At 61.7% G+C, this 17545-nt stretch carries 15 protein-coding genes; 12 read left to right on the forward strand and 3 right to left on the reverse strand.

Features of this window, described 5'->3' with window-relative positions:
- Window positions 1-49: 49 nt before the first annotated feature.
- Entirely contained in the window at window positions 50-976 is a 927-nt protein-coding gene (locus ACA044_RS14945; RefSeq protein ID WP_497447034.1) for a 2-hydroxyacid dehydrogenase, read from the reverse strand.
- 272 nt (window positions 977-1248) lie between these two features.
- On the opposite strand from ACA044_RS14945, the gene gabT reads away from it, so the two are divergent.
- From gabT to ACA044_RS14975, 6 genes are all read left to right on the forward strand, one after another.
- Window positions 1249-2541, forward strand: coding sequence for a 4-aminobutyrate--2-oxoglutarate transaminase (gene gabT / locus ACA044_RS14950; protein WP_497447035.1), 1293 nt, complete (start codon window positions 1249-1251; stop codon window positions 2539-2541).
- Window positions 2542-2636: 95 nt separating this feature from the next.
- The gene (locus ACA044_RS14955; protein ID WP_497447036.1) at window positions 2637-3293 is read left to right on the forward strand and encodes an HAD family hydrolase; all 657 of its coding nucleotides are present in this window, start codon (window positions 2637-2639) and stop codon (window positions 3291-3293) included.
- Between the two features lie 45 nt (window positions 3294-3338).
- Window positions 3339-3827: an Lrp/AsnC family transcriptional regulator gene (locus ACA044_RS14960; RefSeq protein WP_008055821.1), complete on the forward strand. Its 489-nt coding sequence runs from the start codon at window positions 3339-3341 to the stop codon at window positions 3825-3827.
- 514 nt (window positions 3828-4341) lie between these two features.
- Window positions 4342-5115, forward strand: coding sequence for a DUF4198 domain-containing protein (locus ACA044_RS14965; RefSeq protein ID WP_497447037.1), 774 nt, complete (start codon window positions 4342-4344; stop codon window positions 5113-5115).
- Between the two features lie 39 nt (window positions 5116-5154).
- Window positions 5155-6360 carry an acetyltransferase domain-containing protein gene (locus tag ACA044_RS14970; protein ID WP_497447038.1) on the forward strand — a complete coding sequence of 402 codons (1206 nt, stop codon included), beginning with the start codon at window positions 5155-5157 and terminating at the stop codon, window positions 6358-6360.
- Window positions 6361-6446: 86 nt separating this feature from the next.
- Window positions 6447-7790: an OprD family porin gene (locus tag ACA044_RS14975; RefSeq protein WP_497447039.1), complete on the forward strand. Its 1344-nt coding sequence runs from the start codon at window positions 6447-6449 to the stop codon at window positions 7788-7790.
- 280 nt (window positions 7791-8070) lie between these two features.
- Here ACA044_RS14975 and ACA044_RS14980 read toward each other — a convergent pair whose 3' ends face one another.
- Entirely contained in the window at window positions 8071-8784 is a 714-nt protein-coding gene (locus ACA044_RS14980; protein ID WP_497447040.1) for a cupin domain-containing protein, read from the reverse strand.
- Window positions 8785-8852: 68 nt separating this feature from the next.
- A complete protein-coding gene (locus tag ACA044_RS14985) occupies window positions 8853-9710 on the reverse strand; it encodes a GNAT family N-acetyltransferase (protein WP_497447041.1) in 858 nt (285 codons plus the stop codon).
- Between the two features lie 240 nt (window positions 9711-9950).
- On the opposite strand from ACA044_RS14985, the gene ACA044_RS14990 reads away from it, so the two are divergent.
- From ACA044_RS14990 to ACA044_RS15015, 6 genes are all read left to right on the forward strand, one after another.
- Window positions 9951-11423 (forward strand): aldehyde dehydrogenase family protein, encoded by a 1473-nt coding sequence (locus tag ACA044_RS14990; RefSeq protein ID WP_497447042.1) that lies wholly within the window; start codon window positions 9951-9953, stop codon window positions 11421-11423.
- 515 nt (window positions 11424-11938) lie between these two features.
- Entirely contained in the window at window positions 11939-12607 is a 669-nt protein-coding gene (locus ACA044_RS14995; protein WP_497447043.1) for a haloacid dehalogenase type II, read from the forward strand.
- Between the two features lie 54 nt (window positions 12608-12661).
- Window positions 12662-13936: an NAD(P)/FAD-dependent oxidoreductase gene (locus ACA044_RS15000; protein WP_497447044.1), complete on the forward strand. Its 1275-nt coding sequence runs from the start codon at window positions 12662-12664 to the stop codon at window positions 13934-13936.
- A gap of 94 nt (window positions 13937-14030) precedes the next feature.
- Window positions 14031-15668, forward strand: a complete 1638-nt coding sequence (locus ACA044_RS15005) for an ABC transporter substrate-binding protein (RefSeq protein ID WP_497447045.1) — start codon at window positions 14031-14033, stop codon at window positions 15666-15668.
- Window positions 15669-15715: 47 nt separating this feature from the next.
- Window positions 15716-16672: an ABC transporter permease gene (locus tag ACA044_RS15010; protein ID WP_123359465.1), complete on the forward strand. Its 957-nt coding sequence runs from the start codon at window positions 15716-15718 to the stop codon at window positions 16670-16672.
- Window positions 16669-17544, forward strand: coding sequence for an ABC transporter permease (locus ACA044_RS15015; protein WP_497447046.1), 876 nt, complete (start codon window positions 16669-16671; stop codon window positions 17542-17544). Before ACA044_RS15010 ends, ACA044_RS15015 begins: the two co-directional genes overlap by 4 nt.
- Window position 17545: the final 1 nt, after the last annotated feature.

The raw sequence follows: 17545 nt of genomic DNA on the forward strand, positions 1-17545 counted from the left end.
TACGCCGCCCAACGCGAGCAAGCTCGCTCGCCACATACGGCATGGGCGATCAATAACCCTGCGTGCGATCGATCTCACCGAGCATCGGCTCACCCCGTTGATGTCGACGAATGTTCTCCAGCAACACCCCGAATGCGCTTTCTGGCTGGGTCATCGCCGCGATGTGCGGTGTCAGCAGAATCTGTGGGTGGTGCCAGAACGGATGATCCACCGGTGCCGGTTCCTGTTGCAGCACATCAAGGACCGCGCCGCTCAAATGCCCGCTGTCCAACGCCTTAAGCAGATCATTTTCTATCAGATGCCCGCCACGGCCCATGTTGATCAGCGCCGCGCCTCGGGGCAGTTGCTCAAACAGCCTGCGATCAAGAATGCCCTGGGTCTGTTCGGTCAGCGGCAATACACACAACAGAATGTCGCACCGGCTGAGGAACGTTGGCAGCTGCTGGTTGCCGGCATAGCAATCGACACCCGGAATTTGATGGGCACTGCGCGCCCAGCCTGACAAGGCAAAACCCAGCGGCTGCAAGGTTGCCAGAATCTGCTGTGCCTGAGCGCCGAGCCCCATGACCCCGACCCGACGCCTGGCGGCCGGTTGCAGCAAGTGCGCTTGCCAGCATCGGGCCATTTGTTGCTGGCGATAGCGCAGCATGTCCCGATGCAGGCTGAGCACGGCGAAACTGGCGTATTCGCACATGCCACGGGTGATGCCAGGGTCCAGCAGGCGCACCACTGGCAAGCTTGCCGGCAGGCGACCGAGGTCGAGCTGATCGACGCCGGCGGACAGGGCAAACAGCACCTGCAGATTGGGCAGCACCACCTCGAGATCGTCGGGTGCCTGCCACGCGGCCAGGTACTGAATGTCCTTCGGGTCGCCGATGTCCGGCCAGGTGCGCCATTCGATATCCGGGGCGTGTTCGGCGAACAGGGCTTTCCACTGTTCGCCGCGCACAGGGTCAGCTTTATACAGCAGGGCCATGGGCATTTCCTGAAAGATGAAGGTGCTGCCCATCATCGCGCAACGCCAACGCAGGATCTGTCGAAAATACCGGGTTTAACGCATTGTGTGACGTTGTATCGGCCATGGACCGGCAGAATCGGCGGGCTGAAGGAATCTGCCGTTTGGCGGGGTGAAAACAGTCGATCCGAATTTCTCAGGGGGCAAGTTCGGCGTAGTTCGTTTCGCGCAAGCCTTAACCTGAACGCCATCGCAACCACTTCCCGGTTGCCGGACTCACGATGGGAAATGCCATGAATAGCAAAGTCGACGAAACCCCTCATTTGCTCCGTCAGCGTGATCGATTCGTGCCACGTGGCCTGGTCACCGCGCATCCGTTGGTGATCGATCGGGCCCAAGGTTCAGAGTTGTGGGACGTGGACGGCAAGCGCTACCTGGATTTTGTCGGCGGCATCGGCGTGTTGAACATCGGCCACAACCACCCGAAGGTGGTCGCGGCGGTGCAGGCGCAGTTGCAAAAGGTTTCCCATGCCTGCTTCCAGGTGGTGGCGTACAAGCCTTATCTCGACCTGGCCCAGCGCCTGTGCGAAATGATCGGCGGTCAGGAATCTTATAAAGCGGCGTTCTTCACCTCCGGCGCCGAAGCGGTGGAAAACGCGGTGAAGATCGCCCGTGCCCACACCAACCGTTCGGCGGTGATCGCCTTTCGCGGCGGGTTCCACGGCCGGACCTTGCTCGGCACCACACTGACCGGCATGAGCCAGCCGTATAAACAGAACTTCGGGCCGTTCGCACCGGAGGTCTTCCACACCCCGTATCCGAATGCTTATCGCGGCGTCACTAGCGACATGGCGCTCAAGGCGCTGGACGAATTGTTGGCCACCCAGGTGGCGCCTGAGCGGGTCGCGGCAATCATCATCGAGCCGGTGCAGGGTGATGGCGGTTTTCTCTCGGCACCGACAGAGTTTCTTCAGGCCCTGCGTGCCCTGACGGAAAAGCATGGGATTGTGCTGATCCTCGATGAAATCCAGACCGGTTTCGGGCGCACCGGCCAATGGTTCGGTTTCCAGCACGCCGGCATCCAGCCGGACCTGGTCACCGTGGCCAAGAGCCTGGCCGGTGGCTTGCCGCTGTCCGGTGTGGTGGGCAAGGCCGAGATCATGGACGCGCCGTTACCCGGCGGCCTCGGCGGTACTTACGGCGGTAACGCGCTGTCGTGCGTGGCGGCGCTGGCGGTGATCGAGGCCTACGAGCAAGAGCAGTTGCTGGCCCGTGGCGTAGCGCTGGGCGAACGTCTACGTCAGGGACTGTTGCGCTTGCAGGCCCGCTTCCCGCGTATCGGCGATGTGCGCGGCAGCGGCTTCATGCTGGCGATCGAGCTGATCAAGGATGACGAGGCGCGCACCCCGGATGCTGACCTCAACCAACGGTTGATCGACGAAGCCCGGGCCGGTGGCTTGCTGGTGATCAAGTGCGGTGTGTACCGCAACGTATTGCGCTTCCTTGCCCCGCTGGTGACCACCGAAGCGCAGGTCGATGAAGCGTTGCAGATTCTCGACGCGGCACTGGCACGAGTCTTGAACTGAGCTCACGCCTGCTCGGGGCGGTGCCACACGGCATCGCCGGTGAGCACTTATGGAGCATGGATTGATGGAATGCATCATCGGAGGCTTTACAGACCATGGGGCTGACTGATTATCGAGCGTTGCTGATCGATTGCGATGAGGTCCTGGTGGATCGCGATTCCGGGGTCTGGACGGCGTTGCAGCCGCTGCTCGACAGCCGTGGCGGTCACCCGGACAAGGCCCTGGTGCTGGCCGAATTCAGCGAGGTAGTGCACGCGCTGTACCCGCGCTTCGGCGAGCTGGGTTTCAGCGGCTTGCTGTGTTTCGCCCACCGTCAGTTGGCCGAGCGCTGGGGCCTGAAAGCCAGTTGGGAGGAGGGCATGAGCTTTGCCCGGTCGGTGGCGGGTTGGTCGCTGTTCGAAGATGCACCCGGCGCGATGCTGTATTTGCGCAAGTTCTATCGCCTGCTGGTGCATGGCGATCGTGATGCCGAAGACCGGGGCCAGCTGTGCGAGCGCTTGGGGATTATGCCCGATGATTTTATTTCACTGGCCAGCGATCCGCTGCGGGATCGCGACTGGCTGGCAGCCAATGAACTTGATGTGAAAACCATCCTCCAGGTGACCCGGCCTTCGGCCCGGCAACCGGGGGCGGGCGCGGTTTGCCTGATCTGTCGGGGCCGGGGCAAACACCCGACGCCGTGCGCGGCGGACTTCTGCATCAACAGCATGGCGGATCTGGTGGCTCAGCATCAGCTGTCTTTACGGCGCTGATTTTGCTAGAAGATTGTCTTACAAACGGCAGTCAAGAGGTACGCAATGGAAGGTTTAGTCAAACTGGACCGGATCGACATCAGCATTTTGGTTGAGCTGCAAAAGGACGGGCGCATGACCAACGTCAGCCTGGCCGATGCCGTGGGCCTGTCAGCCAGCCCCTGCCTGCAACGGGTCAAGCGGCTGGAGTCGGCCGGGTATATTTCCAGCTACAAGGCCCACCTGAACCTGGCCAAGATCACCGACTCGGTCACGGTGTTCACCGAGATCACCTTGAGCGACCACAAGCGCGAAGACTTCGCCAAGTTCGAGTCCAATATCCGTCTGGTCGATGAAGTGCTCGAATGCCACCTGATCAGCGGCGGCTACGATTACCTGGTGCGCTTCATGACCCGCAGCATCCAGCATTATCAGGAAGTGATCGAAAGCCTGCTGGACAAGAACATCGGCATCTCCAAGTACTTCAGCTACATCGTCATCAAGTCACCCGTGCTCAAGGACGGCGTGCCACTGCGCAAATTATTGCGTCACTGAAACTGACTCCGCGAACACATCCGTCGTCCACTCCATTGCCTTGCAACCTGTCGCGCCTTTGAAAGAGGCGCGCGACGGGCTAGCCGCGACGCATTCTCTGTAGCAGCTGCCGAGCTTGCGAGGCTGCGTTCGGCTGCGTAGCAGTCGTAAACCCTGAATGCACAGTGTGCCTGACGGACCGTAGCGCCTGATTTTACGACTGCTACGCAGCCGAACGCAGCCTTCGGCAGCTGCTACAAAGAGTGCGCGCGGCATTACGCACGACGGGTTGCTTTGGGCATGCACCTCGATTGGACATCGGGGCGGCAGGACCTCCCTGCGCGCGTCATGCTGGCGCAGGCCGCATAAAGAGCTGTTTACGCGGCGAAAACAGTCTTCGGTGGCGTTATGCGCGATGAATTCGGGACGAAGCACAAAATCGCCTGCGTTGTAATGCGTTCAGAGAGAGGGGCAGGTTGTTGCAGGGCTGCAACGATCCATGGAATGACACCAATCGGAGCGCAAAAAAATGCGAATGAGCAACGCAAAAAAAGCACTGTTGGGTTACGGCGTCTTCATGCTGGCGAGCAGCAGCGAGGCGCATCAAATCTGGTACGAGCAACCACCGGGGCAACCCTTGGCGTTGTACTACGGGGAATATGACAAGAACATGCTGGAAGTCACTCCGGGCGGGATGGACCGCTTCCGGCAACTCAAGGGCTGGTCGATCAGCAACAAGTCCCAACCGTTGAGCCTGACCTTGCAGCGCCAGGCGTTTGCCGTGGCGCATCAAACCAACGCAGATGAGTCGCTGCTGGCCGAGGACGCGCATTACCCGATCTTCGACCTTCATGAAGGCGATAAAACCCTGAAGGCTTACTGGACGCCCGCCACCCGTTGGGTCGGTGACCTGCGCCCCCGCACCCCGCAATTGACCCTGGATATCGTGCCCACGGGCGTCGCCGATGACGGCAAGGCGCAGTTCCAGGTGTTCTATGCGCACAAGCCCCTGGCCGATCAGGACGTGGTACTGGAAACCGGCTCCGGTGAAGTGTTTACCCGGCGCACCGATGCGGCCGGCAAGGTCGGTTTCGAACTGCCCTGGCAGGGCACCTATGTGGTGGCGGTCGAATACAAAGACCCCATTTCAGGCGAGCGCATCAACCCCCAGGGCCAGGCCGAGCCCTTTGATGTGAAGAGCTTCAGTTCAACACTGTCGTTCTATCGAAAGGACGGTCAGGTACCCTTGCCGCGGGCGCCGTCGCAGCTGCCGGCATCGGAAGTTGCCAGGCTGAAGAAACAGGGCTGAGCCAGCGGTAGTCCACTGACCACGACATGAGTGACTGATATGACCCTATCCACAAGCGTGGCAGGGCAGGCGGGAAGTGTTTCCCCTGCGCTTGCCACCAGCGCTGCAAAAACCAACACCCGGATGCTGGCCATCGATGCCCTGCGCGGCTTCGTCATGCTGTTGATGCTTATCGACCACGTGCGGGAAACCTTTCTGCTGCACCGCCAGGTCACCGACCCGATCGATGCGCTGAGCGTGACCCCGGACCTGTTCTTCACCCGATTGCTGAGCACCCTCTGCGCCCCGGTGTTCATCTTCCTCACCGGTTTGTCGGCCTGGCTCTACAGCCAGAAACACACGGCCAGCGAGACGTCGGTGTTCCTGCTCAAACGCGGGCTGTTCCTGGTGTTTCTGGAGCTCACGTTCGTGTGCTTTGCCTGGAACGCCGAGTTCCCGCCCAAAACGTTGTGGTTGCAAGTGATCTGGTGCATCGGTATCTGCATGATCGTGCTCGCCGGGTTGCTGCACTTCAAACGCGGTTGGCTGATCGTGCTCGGGGTGGCGATTGTCGCCGGGCACAACCTGCTCGATGGTGTGACCGTGGGGCCGGAGTCGCCGTTCTTCGTGCCGTGGTCGATCCTGCATCAGCGCGTATTCATCGACATCACCGAATTCACCCGGGCTCGCACCACGTATCCGGTGTTGCCGTGGATCGGGGTGATTCTGCTGGGCTGGGGCATCGGGCCGTGGTTCGGCAAGGACATGGAACCGGCCGAGCGGATTTCCCGGTTGCTGAAAGTCGGCTTTGGCCTGCTGGTCGCGTTCGTGTTCATTCGTTACCTGAACGTTTATGGCGAGAAGCCTTGGGTGCAAACCGGTGATTCGCTGCGCACGTTCATGAGCTTCATGAGCGCGAAGAAGTATCCGCCGTCGCTGATGTTCCTGATGCCGACCCTCGGCCTGGGGCTGATCCTTTTGGCGTTGTTCGAAAAGGCCCAGGATCGCTGGTCCACCGCGAGCCTGGCGATCTACGGCGGTGCGCCGATGTTCTTCTACTTGCTGCACCTGTACCTGCTCAAAGCCATGTACCTGGTGGCCGTCGCGATCTGGGGCGCCAATCAAGGCACCTACTACGGCTTCGATAACCTGCCCATGGTCTGGCTGTGGAGCGTGATCCTCGGGGTGTTGCTGTTCTTTCCAACGCGCTGGTTCGCCAACCTCAAACAGCGCCGTCGCGACATCGCGATTCTCAAATATCTCTGATTCCTAGAGTTGTCCTTCGGTGTCCCCCATTCGGCGGGACACCTTGCAGACCTGCTACGCACGACCGATTTTCCAGGAGAAAAACTGTGAAGACGTTAACGACGCACGCCCTGCTTTTGGCCTTGGGAGGGCAGACCCTGCTCGCTCAGGCCTCGGAACAAGACAACGCCAAAGGTTTTTTGGAGGGCGGCCAATGGAGCCTGCTCAATCGCAGCCTCTATGATCGCCGGGATTATGAACACGGCTCGCTCAGCAATGGCGCGCGCAACGCCTATAAACCCAGGGCCCAGCGCAGCGATCTGGCGCAGGAATGGGCTTACGGTCTGATGGTCGATGTGGCCTCGGGTTTCACCACCGGTACCGTGGGTTTCGGGCTGGACGCGCACTGGTATTCCGGTTGGCAACTGGACAGCGGAGGTGGGCGCGCCGGCAAGGCGCGGGTGCTGGGCGTGGACAACGAAGGGCACCCCAAAGACGAGTTCAGCCGAGGCGGCGCCGTGGCCAAGCTGCGTTTTTCCTCCACCGAATTACGTTACGGCGAGCAGCGGGTGAAAACCCCGGTATTCGGCTCATCTGACAGTCGTTTGCTGCCCGAAACCGCCACTGGCTGGTTGCTGACCAGTCGTGAGCTGCCCGGTACCACGCTGTACGGCGGACACTTCAACGAAAGTACCGACCGTAACGCCACCAGTCATGACCAGGGCTTCGTGGTCAATTACTCCAACGGAAAGCAGGGTAACCGCTTCGACTTGATCGGTGCGCGCAACACCTCGATCAAAGGGCTCAATGCCAGCCTGTTCAGCGCGGTGTACGACGATACCTGGCGTCAGCATTACCTGGGCGCGGTGTACACACTGCCGTTGACCGAAGGCCAGGACCTGACCTTCGACCTCAATCTGTATCGCACCCAGGACACCGGCAAAGCCTTATCCGGCCGTATCGACAACACCACCTGGAGTTTTCTGTCCACCTACAAGGTTGGCGCCCACAGCGTCGGCCTGGGTTATCAGAAGGTCGACGGCGACACGCCCTTCGACTACGTGACCCGAGGCGCGATCTACCTGAGCAACGCGGTGGCGCTGTCCGACTTCAACGCCCCCGAAGAAGCGTCCTGGCAGGCCCGCTACGATCTGAACATGGCCGGCTACGGTGTTCCCGGCCTGACCTTCGGCGCGCTGTATGTGCGTGGCAGCGGCATCGACGGCAGTCACATGGACCCGAACGGTGGTTACAAATGGTTGGGTTACGGGCAGGGCGGCAAGCATTGGGAACGAGATCTGCAAGCCAAGTACGTGGTGCAGTCGGGGCCGGCGAAAAACCTCGGGTTTATCCTGCGGCATGCGGTCCATCGGGGGAATTCGGCGCAGGCTGAGCTGGATGCCGATCAGATTCGTCTGGCGATTGAATACCCGTTGGGTGGGAAATTCTGAGGCTCTGAAAAATAAAAGCAGCGCAACCGGCTAATGCCAGTCAGTTAAGGACTGAATATCGCAGTGCTGTGGGGAGCATGGCTGACTGCAAGTTTTGCGGTGTTTTTCTGGCCTCATCGCGAGCAGGCTCGCTCCCACATTGAATCGGCGTCGTTCACGAATAATGTGTTCACAGCAGATCCCCTGTGGGAGCGAGCCTGCTCGCGATAGCGTCGGGTCAGCCAACATTGATGCTGAATGCTCGTTCCCAAAGGGTTGCACTGCGTCAAAACGGTCAGCGCTATTTAACGGCGTAAACCTTGCGAACATACCGCGCACTGCTCCAGGCGCACGGTGCGCCTTGCGGTACGAACACGGTGTCGCCGGGGTTGACGGTTACGCTGGTTCCATCCGGCGCCTGCAAGGTCACGCTGCCTTCAAGCAGGTGCATCAGCTCGTTGAGTTTGTGCGGTCGGCCACGGCGTACGTACGGCGTCGAATCCCAGACACCCACACGCAGATCAGTGGCGTCGTCTTCGAAGGCGTTGCGGGAACGGCACTGCGGCGTGGGCCCGATCAGTATTTGCGGTTCCGGTGCCGCCGAAGGCGACAGCATCGCCAACGGGTCAAGCGCTGTCAGCCCCGGCGTCAGTTCGACGGTGGGGCTGGTGACGGCGCAGAAGGCCCAGCAAGTATCGGGTTGTGCCTGAACCCGCAGCGCTGTACCGCGACCGATGACTGCGCTGGCACCGATCCCCAGTTCCAGCGTCTGTTCCCCGGATTGCAGCACCACGCGCCCGGCATGAACCACGATCACTTCGGTGTGCGGAAAATCATCGATATCGAGGGTTTTGCTCGTGTGAACGAGGCCCGCCGAGACGCCGTCGGGCCCGATGTAGGCGACTTGACGACCTACCATGAAGGGGTCGATGGGACTCAAGGTCGCTGCTTTGAAAGGCGTCGGAATACGGCTGTCGTCGGCGCGGGCCAACAGCAGAACGGTAGGTTGAGACATGCGGGTGACGCTCCCTGAAGATGGGGGTAGAAGGTGTTGGATGGCGCTCGCTTCATCGCGCGCCGGGGTCAGCCGATGGCTTGGGTGACGAGGGCAAACTGTCGAACGCCGTTGACCGCTTGCGGCGACGTGCCCCGTGCCATTTGCGCCACGGTGTCGACCTGCTTGAGACCGGCCAGCTCCAGCCACTTGCTCAAACCACAGTCTGCCGGAATATCGATCCGCACGAAGGCGTCCGGCACCTGGGCCAGCAACACGGCGATCAGGTGTTTGGCCTGTTCAAGGGTTTCAGCGATGACCGGGCCGATGCAACGACCACGGCCGAAGGGGCGCAGCAGGGCGAAGGCACGCAACTGACCGTCACGCTCGATGCCCACCGAATGCTCGACCACCTCGAACAAATCCGTGAGCACCGCTTGCCGGTCCAACCCGCTGCCGGCGTTGGCCAGTGCCAATTGACGAGCCCGATCCGCCGCCTGCAACGGGCGACATTCTTCGCCGTCTGCCAGTGGTTCAAGCGCCGGGGCCTGTGCCTGGCCTTGATGCTGCTGAATCCGGCCGAATTCGACAAAACCCTGGCTGGCGTAAAGCGGTGCGCCGGCGAGGGTGGCATTGAGCACCGGCGTGCGCGACTGGCAGGCCTCCAGCGCGTGTTCCATCAACCGACGACCGATGCCCTTGCCCTGATAGTCGTCACTGACAATCACCAGACCGATGGTGGCGAAGTCGCCTTGCAGACAGGCGAACGCAGTGCCGATCAGCCGCTCGCCATCGAGCACCACGAAGCCTTCGCTGACTCGCTGCAACATTGTCCAGTCTTCCAGGCGATGGGGCCACTTCAACTGCACGGACAAGGCATGGGCCGAAGGCAGATCGGCGGCGGTCATCGGCCGATAGACATAAGCGCTAGGGTGCGAGGCGGACATGGCGAGTCTCCGTTTTCAGTGTGTGCGATCAACCGGTTTTCCGGCGCTAGGGTGCCTGTATCCCATCTGCGTGAAGGCCTGACAAGGGGGCCGGGAAGATTCGGCAGATTCCTCACATCAAAGGCCCGCAGACCACACTTACTACTCAATTGCCCCATAAGGTCGGCAGCAAATGCTTGGGCTTTTTTTCTACGATGGAGGCCTGAGTTCCCGACTCGTCGTCCCTTTCTGGAGTGCTCCATGGATAGCTTCGATCCTCGCCTTATCGTTGTGCGCAGTGCTCACTTTATTGCCGGTCAATATCGCGATGCCCAACCGGGGCTGGAGGTGGTTCGCCCTTCGGACGGCCAGGCTTATGCCCAGTTGCCGATCGCCGATGCCGACCTGGTGGATGAGGCGGTCAACGATGCCTGGCAGGCGTTTAATCGCAGCGACTGGGCCAGCCGGCCACCCCGGGAACGGGCGCGGGTCATGCGCCGCTGGGCCGATTTGATCGAAGCCGATGCCGCGGTCCTGGCGCCGCTGGAAGCGGTGGGTTCGACCCGTCCGCATAAAGATGTGATCGCCTGGGACATTCCTTATGTCGCCGAGGGCATTCGCTTCTTTGCCGAACTGGCGGACAAGCACGGCGGCCATGTCGCCGCGACCCAGACCGATCGGCTGGGTATGCAGATCGCCGAACCCTACGGCGTGATCGCGGCCATCGCGCCGTGGAATTTCCCGTTGAGCATGGCTTCGTGGAAAGTCGCCCCGGCGCTGGCCGCAGGCAATGCCGTGGTGCTCAAACCGTCGGAGCTGACGCCGTTCTCCAGCCTGCGTTTCGCCGAACTGGCGGTGCAGGCGGGTATCCCGGCGGGAATCTTCAACGTGGTTCAGGGCGATGGGCGTATCACTGGCGACGCCTTATGCCGTCATCCACGGGTGGGCAAGGTGACCTTCACCGGGTCCACGGCGACCGGGTCGAGCATCATGTCCACGTGCGCGCTGGTGGGGCCGAAACCGGTGACGCTGGAGCTGGGCGGCAAGAGCCCGCAACTGGTGTTTGCCGACGTGCCGGACATCGCGAAAACCGCTCGCACCGTGGCGCTGGCCATTACCGGCAACGCCGGGCAGGTGTGTGTGTCCGGTTCGCGGCTGTTGATTCAGCGCTCGATCATGGAACCGTTCATTGCGCACTTGCAGGCCTATTTCGAGGAACTGCGCCCGGGGCCGACCTGGTCGTCCGAGAGCACGCTGTCACCGATCATTTCCCGGTTGCAGGCCAGCCGCATCGACGGCATCGTCCAGCGTTCGCGCCAGGCCGGGGCCGAGGTGTTGGCCGGAGGTGGCTTGTTCGAAGGGCTGGGCGGGGCTTATTACCAACCGACTTTGTTGGTGGGTCTGGACAATCAGAACCCGGCAGTCTGCGAAGAGATCTTCGGCCCGGTATTGACGGTGCAAGCGTTCGATGACGAAGAGCAGGCCTTGAGCCTGGCCGCGCATGCCACCTACGGCCTGGCGGCAGGCGTGCACACCGCTGACATCAATCGTGCCTTGCGGCTGGTCCGGCGTCTGGAGGCAGGCACGGTGTGGGTCAACCGTTACGGGCGCAGCAACGACTACATCCTGCCGACCGGCGGCTACAAACGCTCCGGCATCGGCAAGGACCTGGGGCGCGAAGCCTTCGAAGCCAACCTGCGCTTCAAGAGTGTGCTGATTGATATCGTGCAATAACGCCTGACACATAACCCTGTGGTGAGGCGGCCTGTGGCGAGGGAGCTTGCTCCCGTTGGGCCGCGCAGCGGCCCCAAAACCATTCACCGCAATCCTTCAGGTAAAACGCGTCAGCCGGTTTTGCGACTGCTTCGCAGCCGAACGGGAGCAAGCTCCCTCGCCACAGGGATCCGCTGACCGCTGATCGTCGACAGGTTTCAAACCGCATCCAAACGGGCGCTTCCTCACCGAAGCGCCCGTTTTCGTTCGGCCCGGCGCAGGTTCTGCCGTGAATGGGGGCGTTTTTTAGCCTCGCTCGGCCATGAAGTTCCATAAAAGCGCACAAATACGGGGTTTGCCCAAGGCTGGAGCGAGCCGCAAAGTCTGCTGAGGGGGGTGGCTAAAACGGTGGTTTGTATCAAGCAGAGGTCGCTTTTAACGCCATCTGCTGGTTTCACGGTGTTGTAATGACGGTGTGCTGCAGCGTTGCATCGCCTGTCGCGCCATGACCTCAACGAACTTCAGGACCGCACTCAATGAGCTTTCTTCGCCCCAAATTCATTACGTTCGACTGCTACGGTACGCTGACCAATTTCCGCATGGGTACGATGACTCGCGAACTGTTCGCCGATCGCGTGGTGCCCGAGCAGATGGATCAGTTCGTCAAGGATTTCTCCGCCTATCGTCTGGATCAGGTGATGGGCGACTGGATGCCGTATGACGAAATCCTCAAGACCTCACTGGCGCGGGTCTGCAAGCGTTGGGGCATCGAATGCCGTGACGAAGGCCAGCTGTATTACGACGCCGTGCCGACTTGGGGCCCGCACCCGGACGTGCCGGCCGGTCTGTCGAAAATCGCCGACAAAATCCCGCTGGTGATTTTCTCCAACGCCAGCAACAGCCAGATCATGTCCAACGTCGACAAACTCGGCGCACCGTTTCACAAGGTCTTCACCGCCGAACAGGCCCAGGCCTACAAACCGCGCCTGGCGGCGTTCGAGTTCATGCTCGACAACCTCAACTGCGGCCCGGAAGACATCTTGCATGTGTCTTCCAGTTTCCGTTACGACCTGATGCCGGCCCACGACATGAAGATCAAGAACAAGGCCTTCGTCGCCCGTGGTCACGAGGTCCCGGCCAATGCCTTCTACGGCTACCAGCAGATCACCGACATCGGTGGGCTGGCGGCGCTGGTCGGCCTCTGAGTCGAACGGTAACGGCACGTTTGCACGCACTCTTTCGGTATAGGCGGGTTAGACATGGGCAGTGAATCCTACTGGCTCGACACCGCACCGGCCTTCACCGGTGCTCAGCTCGGCGGGTTGCCCGGGCAGGTCGACGTGGCCATCGTCGGTGGCGGTTTCACAGGCCTGGCGGCGGCTCGCGCGCTGGCGCTGAAGGGCGCCAGTGTGGTGGTGCTGGACGCCGGAAGGGTGATCGGCGAAGCCTCCGGGCGCAACGGCGGCCAATGCAACACCGGCGTTGCCCAGGACTACGCGGGGCTTAGCGCCAGCCTCGGCGCCGACAAGGCCCGGGCCTATTACCAGGCGTATGAAAGCGCGGTACAGAGCGTCGTGTCCCTGGTGGAGCAGGAGCAGATCGCCTGCGACCTCAAGCGCAACGGCAAGCTCAAACTGGCGGCCAAACCGCTGCACTACGAAGGCCTGGCGCGTACCTGCGAATTGATTCGCAAGGAAGTCGATGCCGAGGTCGAGCTGCTGTCTGCCGAACAGACCCGTGCGGAAGTGAATTCGGCCCAGTTCCATGGCGGTTTGCTGCAGCGCAACGGAGTGCAGATGCACGTCGGACGCTTCGGCGTCGGTTTGGCCGAGGCCGCGGCACGTCACGGCGCGTTGATCTATCAAGGCACGCCGGTGACGGACTGGAAGGCCCAGGCCGGCGGCTACCGGGTCAACACCGCCAAGGGGTCGTTGCACGCCGGGCAAGTGTTGCTGGCGACCGGCGCCTGTCAGCACGGCGGCTTGGGTTGGTATCGGCGGCGGATCGTACCGGTCGGCAGTTTCGTGATCGCCACCGAGGTGCTGCCGCAGTTTCTGATCGATCAGTTGCTACCCGGTCGGCGTGCCTATGTCACCAGCCGCATGATCGGTAACTACTTTCGCCTGACCCCGGACAACCGCTTGCTGTTCGGCGGGCGTGCGCGGTTTGCGATGTCCGACAGCGTGTCCGACGCCAAGAGCGGCAAGGTGCTGCAAGCGGCGATGGTGCAGATGTTCCCGCAGTTGGCCAACGTGAAGATCGACTATTGCTGGGGCGGGCTGGTGGACATGACCTCCGATCGCTTGCCCCGCGCCGGTCAGCATGGCGGGGTTTATCACTCCATGGGCTACAGCGGCCATGGGGTGCAGATGTCGGTGCACATGGGCCAGGTCATGGCTGAGGTGATGGCCGGCAAGGTCGAGGCCAACCCCTGGCGCGAACTCGACTGGCCGGCGATTCCCGGGCATTTCGGCAAACCGTGGTTCTTGCCGTTCGTAGGCGCTTATTACCGCCTCCAGGACTATTTGCATTGAGTTGATGTTGTGGCGTCACCGTCGTTTGCGTTTCCAGGACGCCCCGGATATCCGAGGGCACTCGAGCCTCATTTTTTCGACAGGTACAACTGATATGACTGACAACAAGATCGACTCCCAACTGATCTCCGGCCAGGAAAGCCTGCGGGTATTCGAAGGCCTCAATCGCGGCATGTCGCGCCGCAATGCCTTGCAGATGCTCGGCGTGGCAGGCGTTGCCGCAGCGGGTGCCGGTAGCCTGTTCGGTACCGCCGGCAAGCTCTTTGCCGAAGAAGCCGCGACCCCGGGTAAAGGCAAACCGGGTGGGCGGATTCGCGTCGCTGGCATGTCCAGCTCCACCGCCGACACCCTTGACCCGGCCAAGGGCGCGTTGTCTACCGACTACGTGCGCCACTTCATGTTCTACAACGGCCTGACCCGTTTCGACAGCCACCTGGTGCCGCAACTGGAACTGGCCGAGCGCATCGACAACACCGACGCGACGCTGTGGATCATCACCCTGCGCAAGGACGTGACCTTCCACAATGGCAAGACCCTGAGCGCCGCCGACGTGGTGTACTCGCTGTCGCGCCACAAGGACCCACTGACCGGTTCCAAGGTCATGCCGCTGATGGCGCAGTTCGAAGAGATCAAGGCCACCGGCACCCACGAAGTGCAGATCCGCCTGAGCGCGCCGAACGCCGAGTTGCCGTCGATCCTCGCCGTGTCGCACCTGATGATCGTTCCCGAAGGCACCACCGACTTCAATCAGGGCATCGGCACCGGGCCGTTCAAGGTCAAGGAATTCAAACCGGGCGTGCGCTCGATTGCCGCGCGCAACACCGGCTACTGGAAACCGGGCCTGCCGTACCTGGACGAGATCGAGTTCATCGCGATTGCCGACGAACCATCACGGATCAATGCGTTGCTGTCGGGCGACGTACACATCATCAACGAGGTCAACCCGCGCTCGACCACGCGGATCAAGGCCAGCACCACCCACCGCGTCGTCGATGCGCCGTCGGGCAACTACACGGACCTGATCATCCGTCAGGATCAGATGCCGGGTAAAAGTGCCGAATTCACTCAGGCCATGAAGTACCTGCTGGACCGTGAACAGGTCAAATCCGCGGTGTTCCGTGGCTTTGCCGTGGTCGGTAACGACCATCCGATTTCCCCAGGTTCGCGTTACTACAACGCCGACCTGCCGCAGCGGGTCTACGACCCGGAAAAGGCCAAATTCCTGCTGAAGAAGGCCGGCATGGAAAGTATCAGCATGCCGCTGATGTGCTCACCGGCCGCGACCGGTTCGGTGGACATCGCCGTGCTGTTGCAGCAATCGGCGAAACAGGCCGGGCTCAAGCTCGACGTCAACCGCCTGCCCAGCGATGGCTATTGGTCCAACCACTGGATGAAGCACCCGCTGAGCTTCGGCAACATCAACCCGCGGCCGAACGCCGACGTGATGTTCTCGCAGTTCTTCCAGTCCAGCGCGCCCTGGAACGAATCGGGCTGGAAGAACGATCAGTTCGACCAGTTGCTGATGCTTGCCCGCGGTGAAACCGATGACGCCAAGCGCAGCAAGATGTACGCCGACATGCAGGCCCTGGTGCACGACCACAGCGGCATCGGTGTGCCGGTGTTCATCAGCAACATCGATGGCGTCGACCAGCGCATCAAAGGCTACGGCAGCAACCCGCTGGGCGGCTTCATGGGCTACATGTTTGCCGAGCAGATCTGGCTGGATGCTTGATCGGCCGCACACGCGTGTAAGCGGGGATATTGCATGAGGGTAGGGCGATGAATAGCAACACACTGTGGTTGATCGGTCGGCGCCTGGGCGCGGCGGTCGTGACCTTGTTGATCGTGTCCATGGTGGTGTTCGCCATCACGGCGGTATTGCCAGGGGACGCGGCGCAACAGGCTCTGGGGCAGTTCGCCACGCCGGAACAGGTGGCGGCCTTGCGCCTGAAACTGGGGTTGGATCAACCCGGTGTGGTGCGTTACCTGCATTGGTTGATGAACCTGCTCAGCGGTGACATGGGGCAGTCGGTATCCAATGCCATGCCGGTCAGCGACCTGATGGCCGGGCGGGTGCCCAACACCTTGATGCTGGCGGCCGTCACGGCGCTGGTGTCGGTACCGGTGGCGCTGATCCTCGGCATCGGTTCGGCCATGGGCCGGGGCGGGCGCATCGACAGTTTCCTCAGCTTTGTCACCCTGGCCCTGGTCGCGGTGCCGGAGTTTCTGGTGGCGACCCTGGCGGTACTGATCTTTGCGGTAAACCTGGGCTGGCTGTCGGCGTTGTCCTATGCCAGCGACATCACCTCACCCCTGCAATTTCTGCGCACCTACGCCTTGCCGGTGATGACGCTGTGCTGCGTGATTGTCGCGCAAATGGCGCGCATGACCCGGGCGGCGGTGATCGATCAACTCGACAGCGCCTACGTGGAAATGGCCCGCCTCAAAGGTGTGAGCCCAATGCGGATCGTCCTGCGCCATGCCTTGCCCAACGCCATCGGGCCGATTGCCAATGCCATCGCCCTGAGCCTGTCCTACCTGCTGGGCGGGGTGGTGATCGTCGAGACGATCTTCAACTACCCCGGCATCGCCAGCCTGATGGTCGATGCGGTGACCAACCGTGACATGGCGCTGGTTCAGGCCTGCACCATGCTGTTTTGCACGGCGTACCTGGGGTTGGTGCTGATTGCCGACCTGTGCGCGATTCTTTCCAATCCGAGGCTGAGAAACCAATGAACGATCTCATTGCGAAATCGGCGCCTGCCGGACCCGAGCTGGCGCTGGGCAAGGTCTCCCATGGGCCGTCGTGGCTCGGCCTGGTCGGGGCGGCGATGTGTGTGATCTGGTTGCTGGTGGCCATCTTCGGTCCGTGGCTGGCGCCGCACCCGGTGGGTGAAGTGATCTCCGACAATGTCTTCGACAGCCTCAGCGCGGCCTACCCGTTGGGCACCGATTACCTGGGGCGTGACATGCTCAGCCGGATCCTGGTCGGCGCGCGGTTCACCGTTGGCCTGGCGCTGATTTCGGCGATATTGGCCAGCACGCTGGGCACCGGTTGTGCGCTGCTGTCGGTGGTGTCGCCGAAGTGGCTGGACGAGGTGATCAGCCGTTTGATGGATGCCTTTATTTCCATCCCGAGCAAGATGCTGGCGCTGATCATGGTCTCGGCTTTCGGTTCGTCGGTGTTGTTGCTGATCTGCACCGCGGTGCTGAGTTTCACCCCCGGTGCATTCCGTATCGCCCGCAGCATGGCGGTGAACATCGAAGCGCTGGAATATGTGCAAGTGGCCCGCACCCGTGGCGAGCGCCGGCTGTACATCGCGTGTGTGGAAATCCTGCCGAACATGCTCAACCCGGTGCTGACGGATCTGGGTCTGCGCTTCGGTTTCATCGTGCTGCTGCTCAGTGGCATGAGCTTCCTTGGCCTGGGCGTGCAACCGCCGGACGCCGACCTTGGTTCGCTGGTGCGGGAAAACATCGGTGGCCTCAATCAGGGCGCGCCGGCCATCGTGATTCCGGCGCTGGCCATCGGCACCCTGACCATCGGCGTGAATCTGTTCATCGACCGACTGTCGTCACGGCGTAGTCGACGTGCGGGAGGTCATTGAA

This window comes from Pseudomonas sp. LBUM1673 (genome assembly GCF_059695645.1).

What these genes read in the sequence shown, in the direction of transcription:
- ACA044_RS14955 (WP_497447036.1), top strand. Translation starts at nt 2,637, where the DNA reads ATGGGGCTGACTGATTATCGAGCGTTGCTGATCGATTGCGATGAGGTC.
- gabT (WP_497447035.1), top strand. Translation starts at nt 1,249, where the DNA reads ATGAATAGCAAAGTCGACGAAACCCCTCATTTGCTCCGTCAGCGTGAT.
- ACA044_RS15005 (WP_497447045.1), top strand. Translation starts at nt 14,031, where the DNA reads ATGACTGACAACAAGATCGACTCCCAACTGATCTCCGGCCAGGAAAGC.
- ACA044_RS14970 (WP_497447038.1), top strand. Translation starts at nt 5,155, where the DNA reads ATGACCCTATCCACAAGCGTGGCAGGGCAGGCGGGAAGTGTTTCCCCT.
- ACA044_RS14960 (WP_008055821.1), top strand. Translation starts at nt 3,339, where the DNA reads ATGGAAGGTTTAGTCAAACTGGACCGGATCGACATCAGCATTTTGGTT.
- ACA044_RS14985 (WP_497447041.1), bottom strand. Translation starts at nt 9,710, where the DNA reads ATGTCCGCCTCGCACCCTAGCGCTTATGTCTATCGGCCGATGACCGCC.
- ACA044_RS14965 (WP_497447037.1), top strand. Translation starts at nt 4,342, where the DNA reads ATGAGCAACGCAAAAAAAGCACTGTTGGGTTACGGCGTCTTCATGCTG.
- ACA044_RS14945 (WP_497447034.1), bottom strand. Translation starts at nt 976, where the DNA reads ATGGCCCTGCTGTATAAAGCTGACCCTGTGCGCGGCGAACAGTGGAAA.
- ACA044_RS15000 (WP_497447044.1), top strand. Translation starts at nt 12,662, where the DNA reads ATGGGCAGTGAATCCTACTGGCTCGACACCGCACCGGCCTTCACCGGT.
- ACA044_RS14990 (WP_497447042.1), top strand. Translation starts at nt 9,951, where the DNA reads ATGGATAGCTTCGATCCTCGCCTTATCGTTGTGCGCAGTGCTCACTTT.
- ACA044_RS14980 (WP_497447040.1), bottom strand. Translation starts at nt 8,784, where the DNA reads ATGTCTCAACCTACCGTTCTGCTGTTGGCCCGCGCCGACGACAGCCGT.
- ACA044_RS14995 (WP_497447043.1), top strand. Translation starts at nt 11,939, where the DNA reads ATGAGCTTTCTTCGCCCCAAATTCATTACGTTCGACTGCTACGGTACG.
- ACA044_RS15015 (WP_497447046.1), top strand. Translation starts at nt 16,669, where the DNA reads ATGAACGATCTCATTGCGAAATCGGCGCCTGCCGGACCCGAGCTGGCG.
- ACA044_RS15010 (WP_123359465.1), top strand. Translation starts at nt 15,716, where the DNA reads ATGAATAGCAACACACTGTGGTTGATCGGTCGGCGCCTGGGCGCGGCG.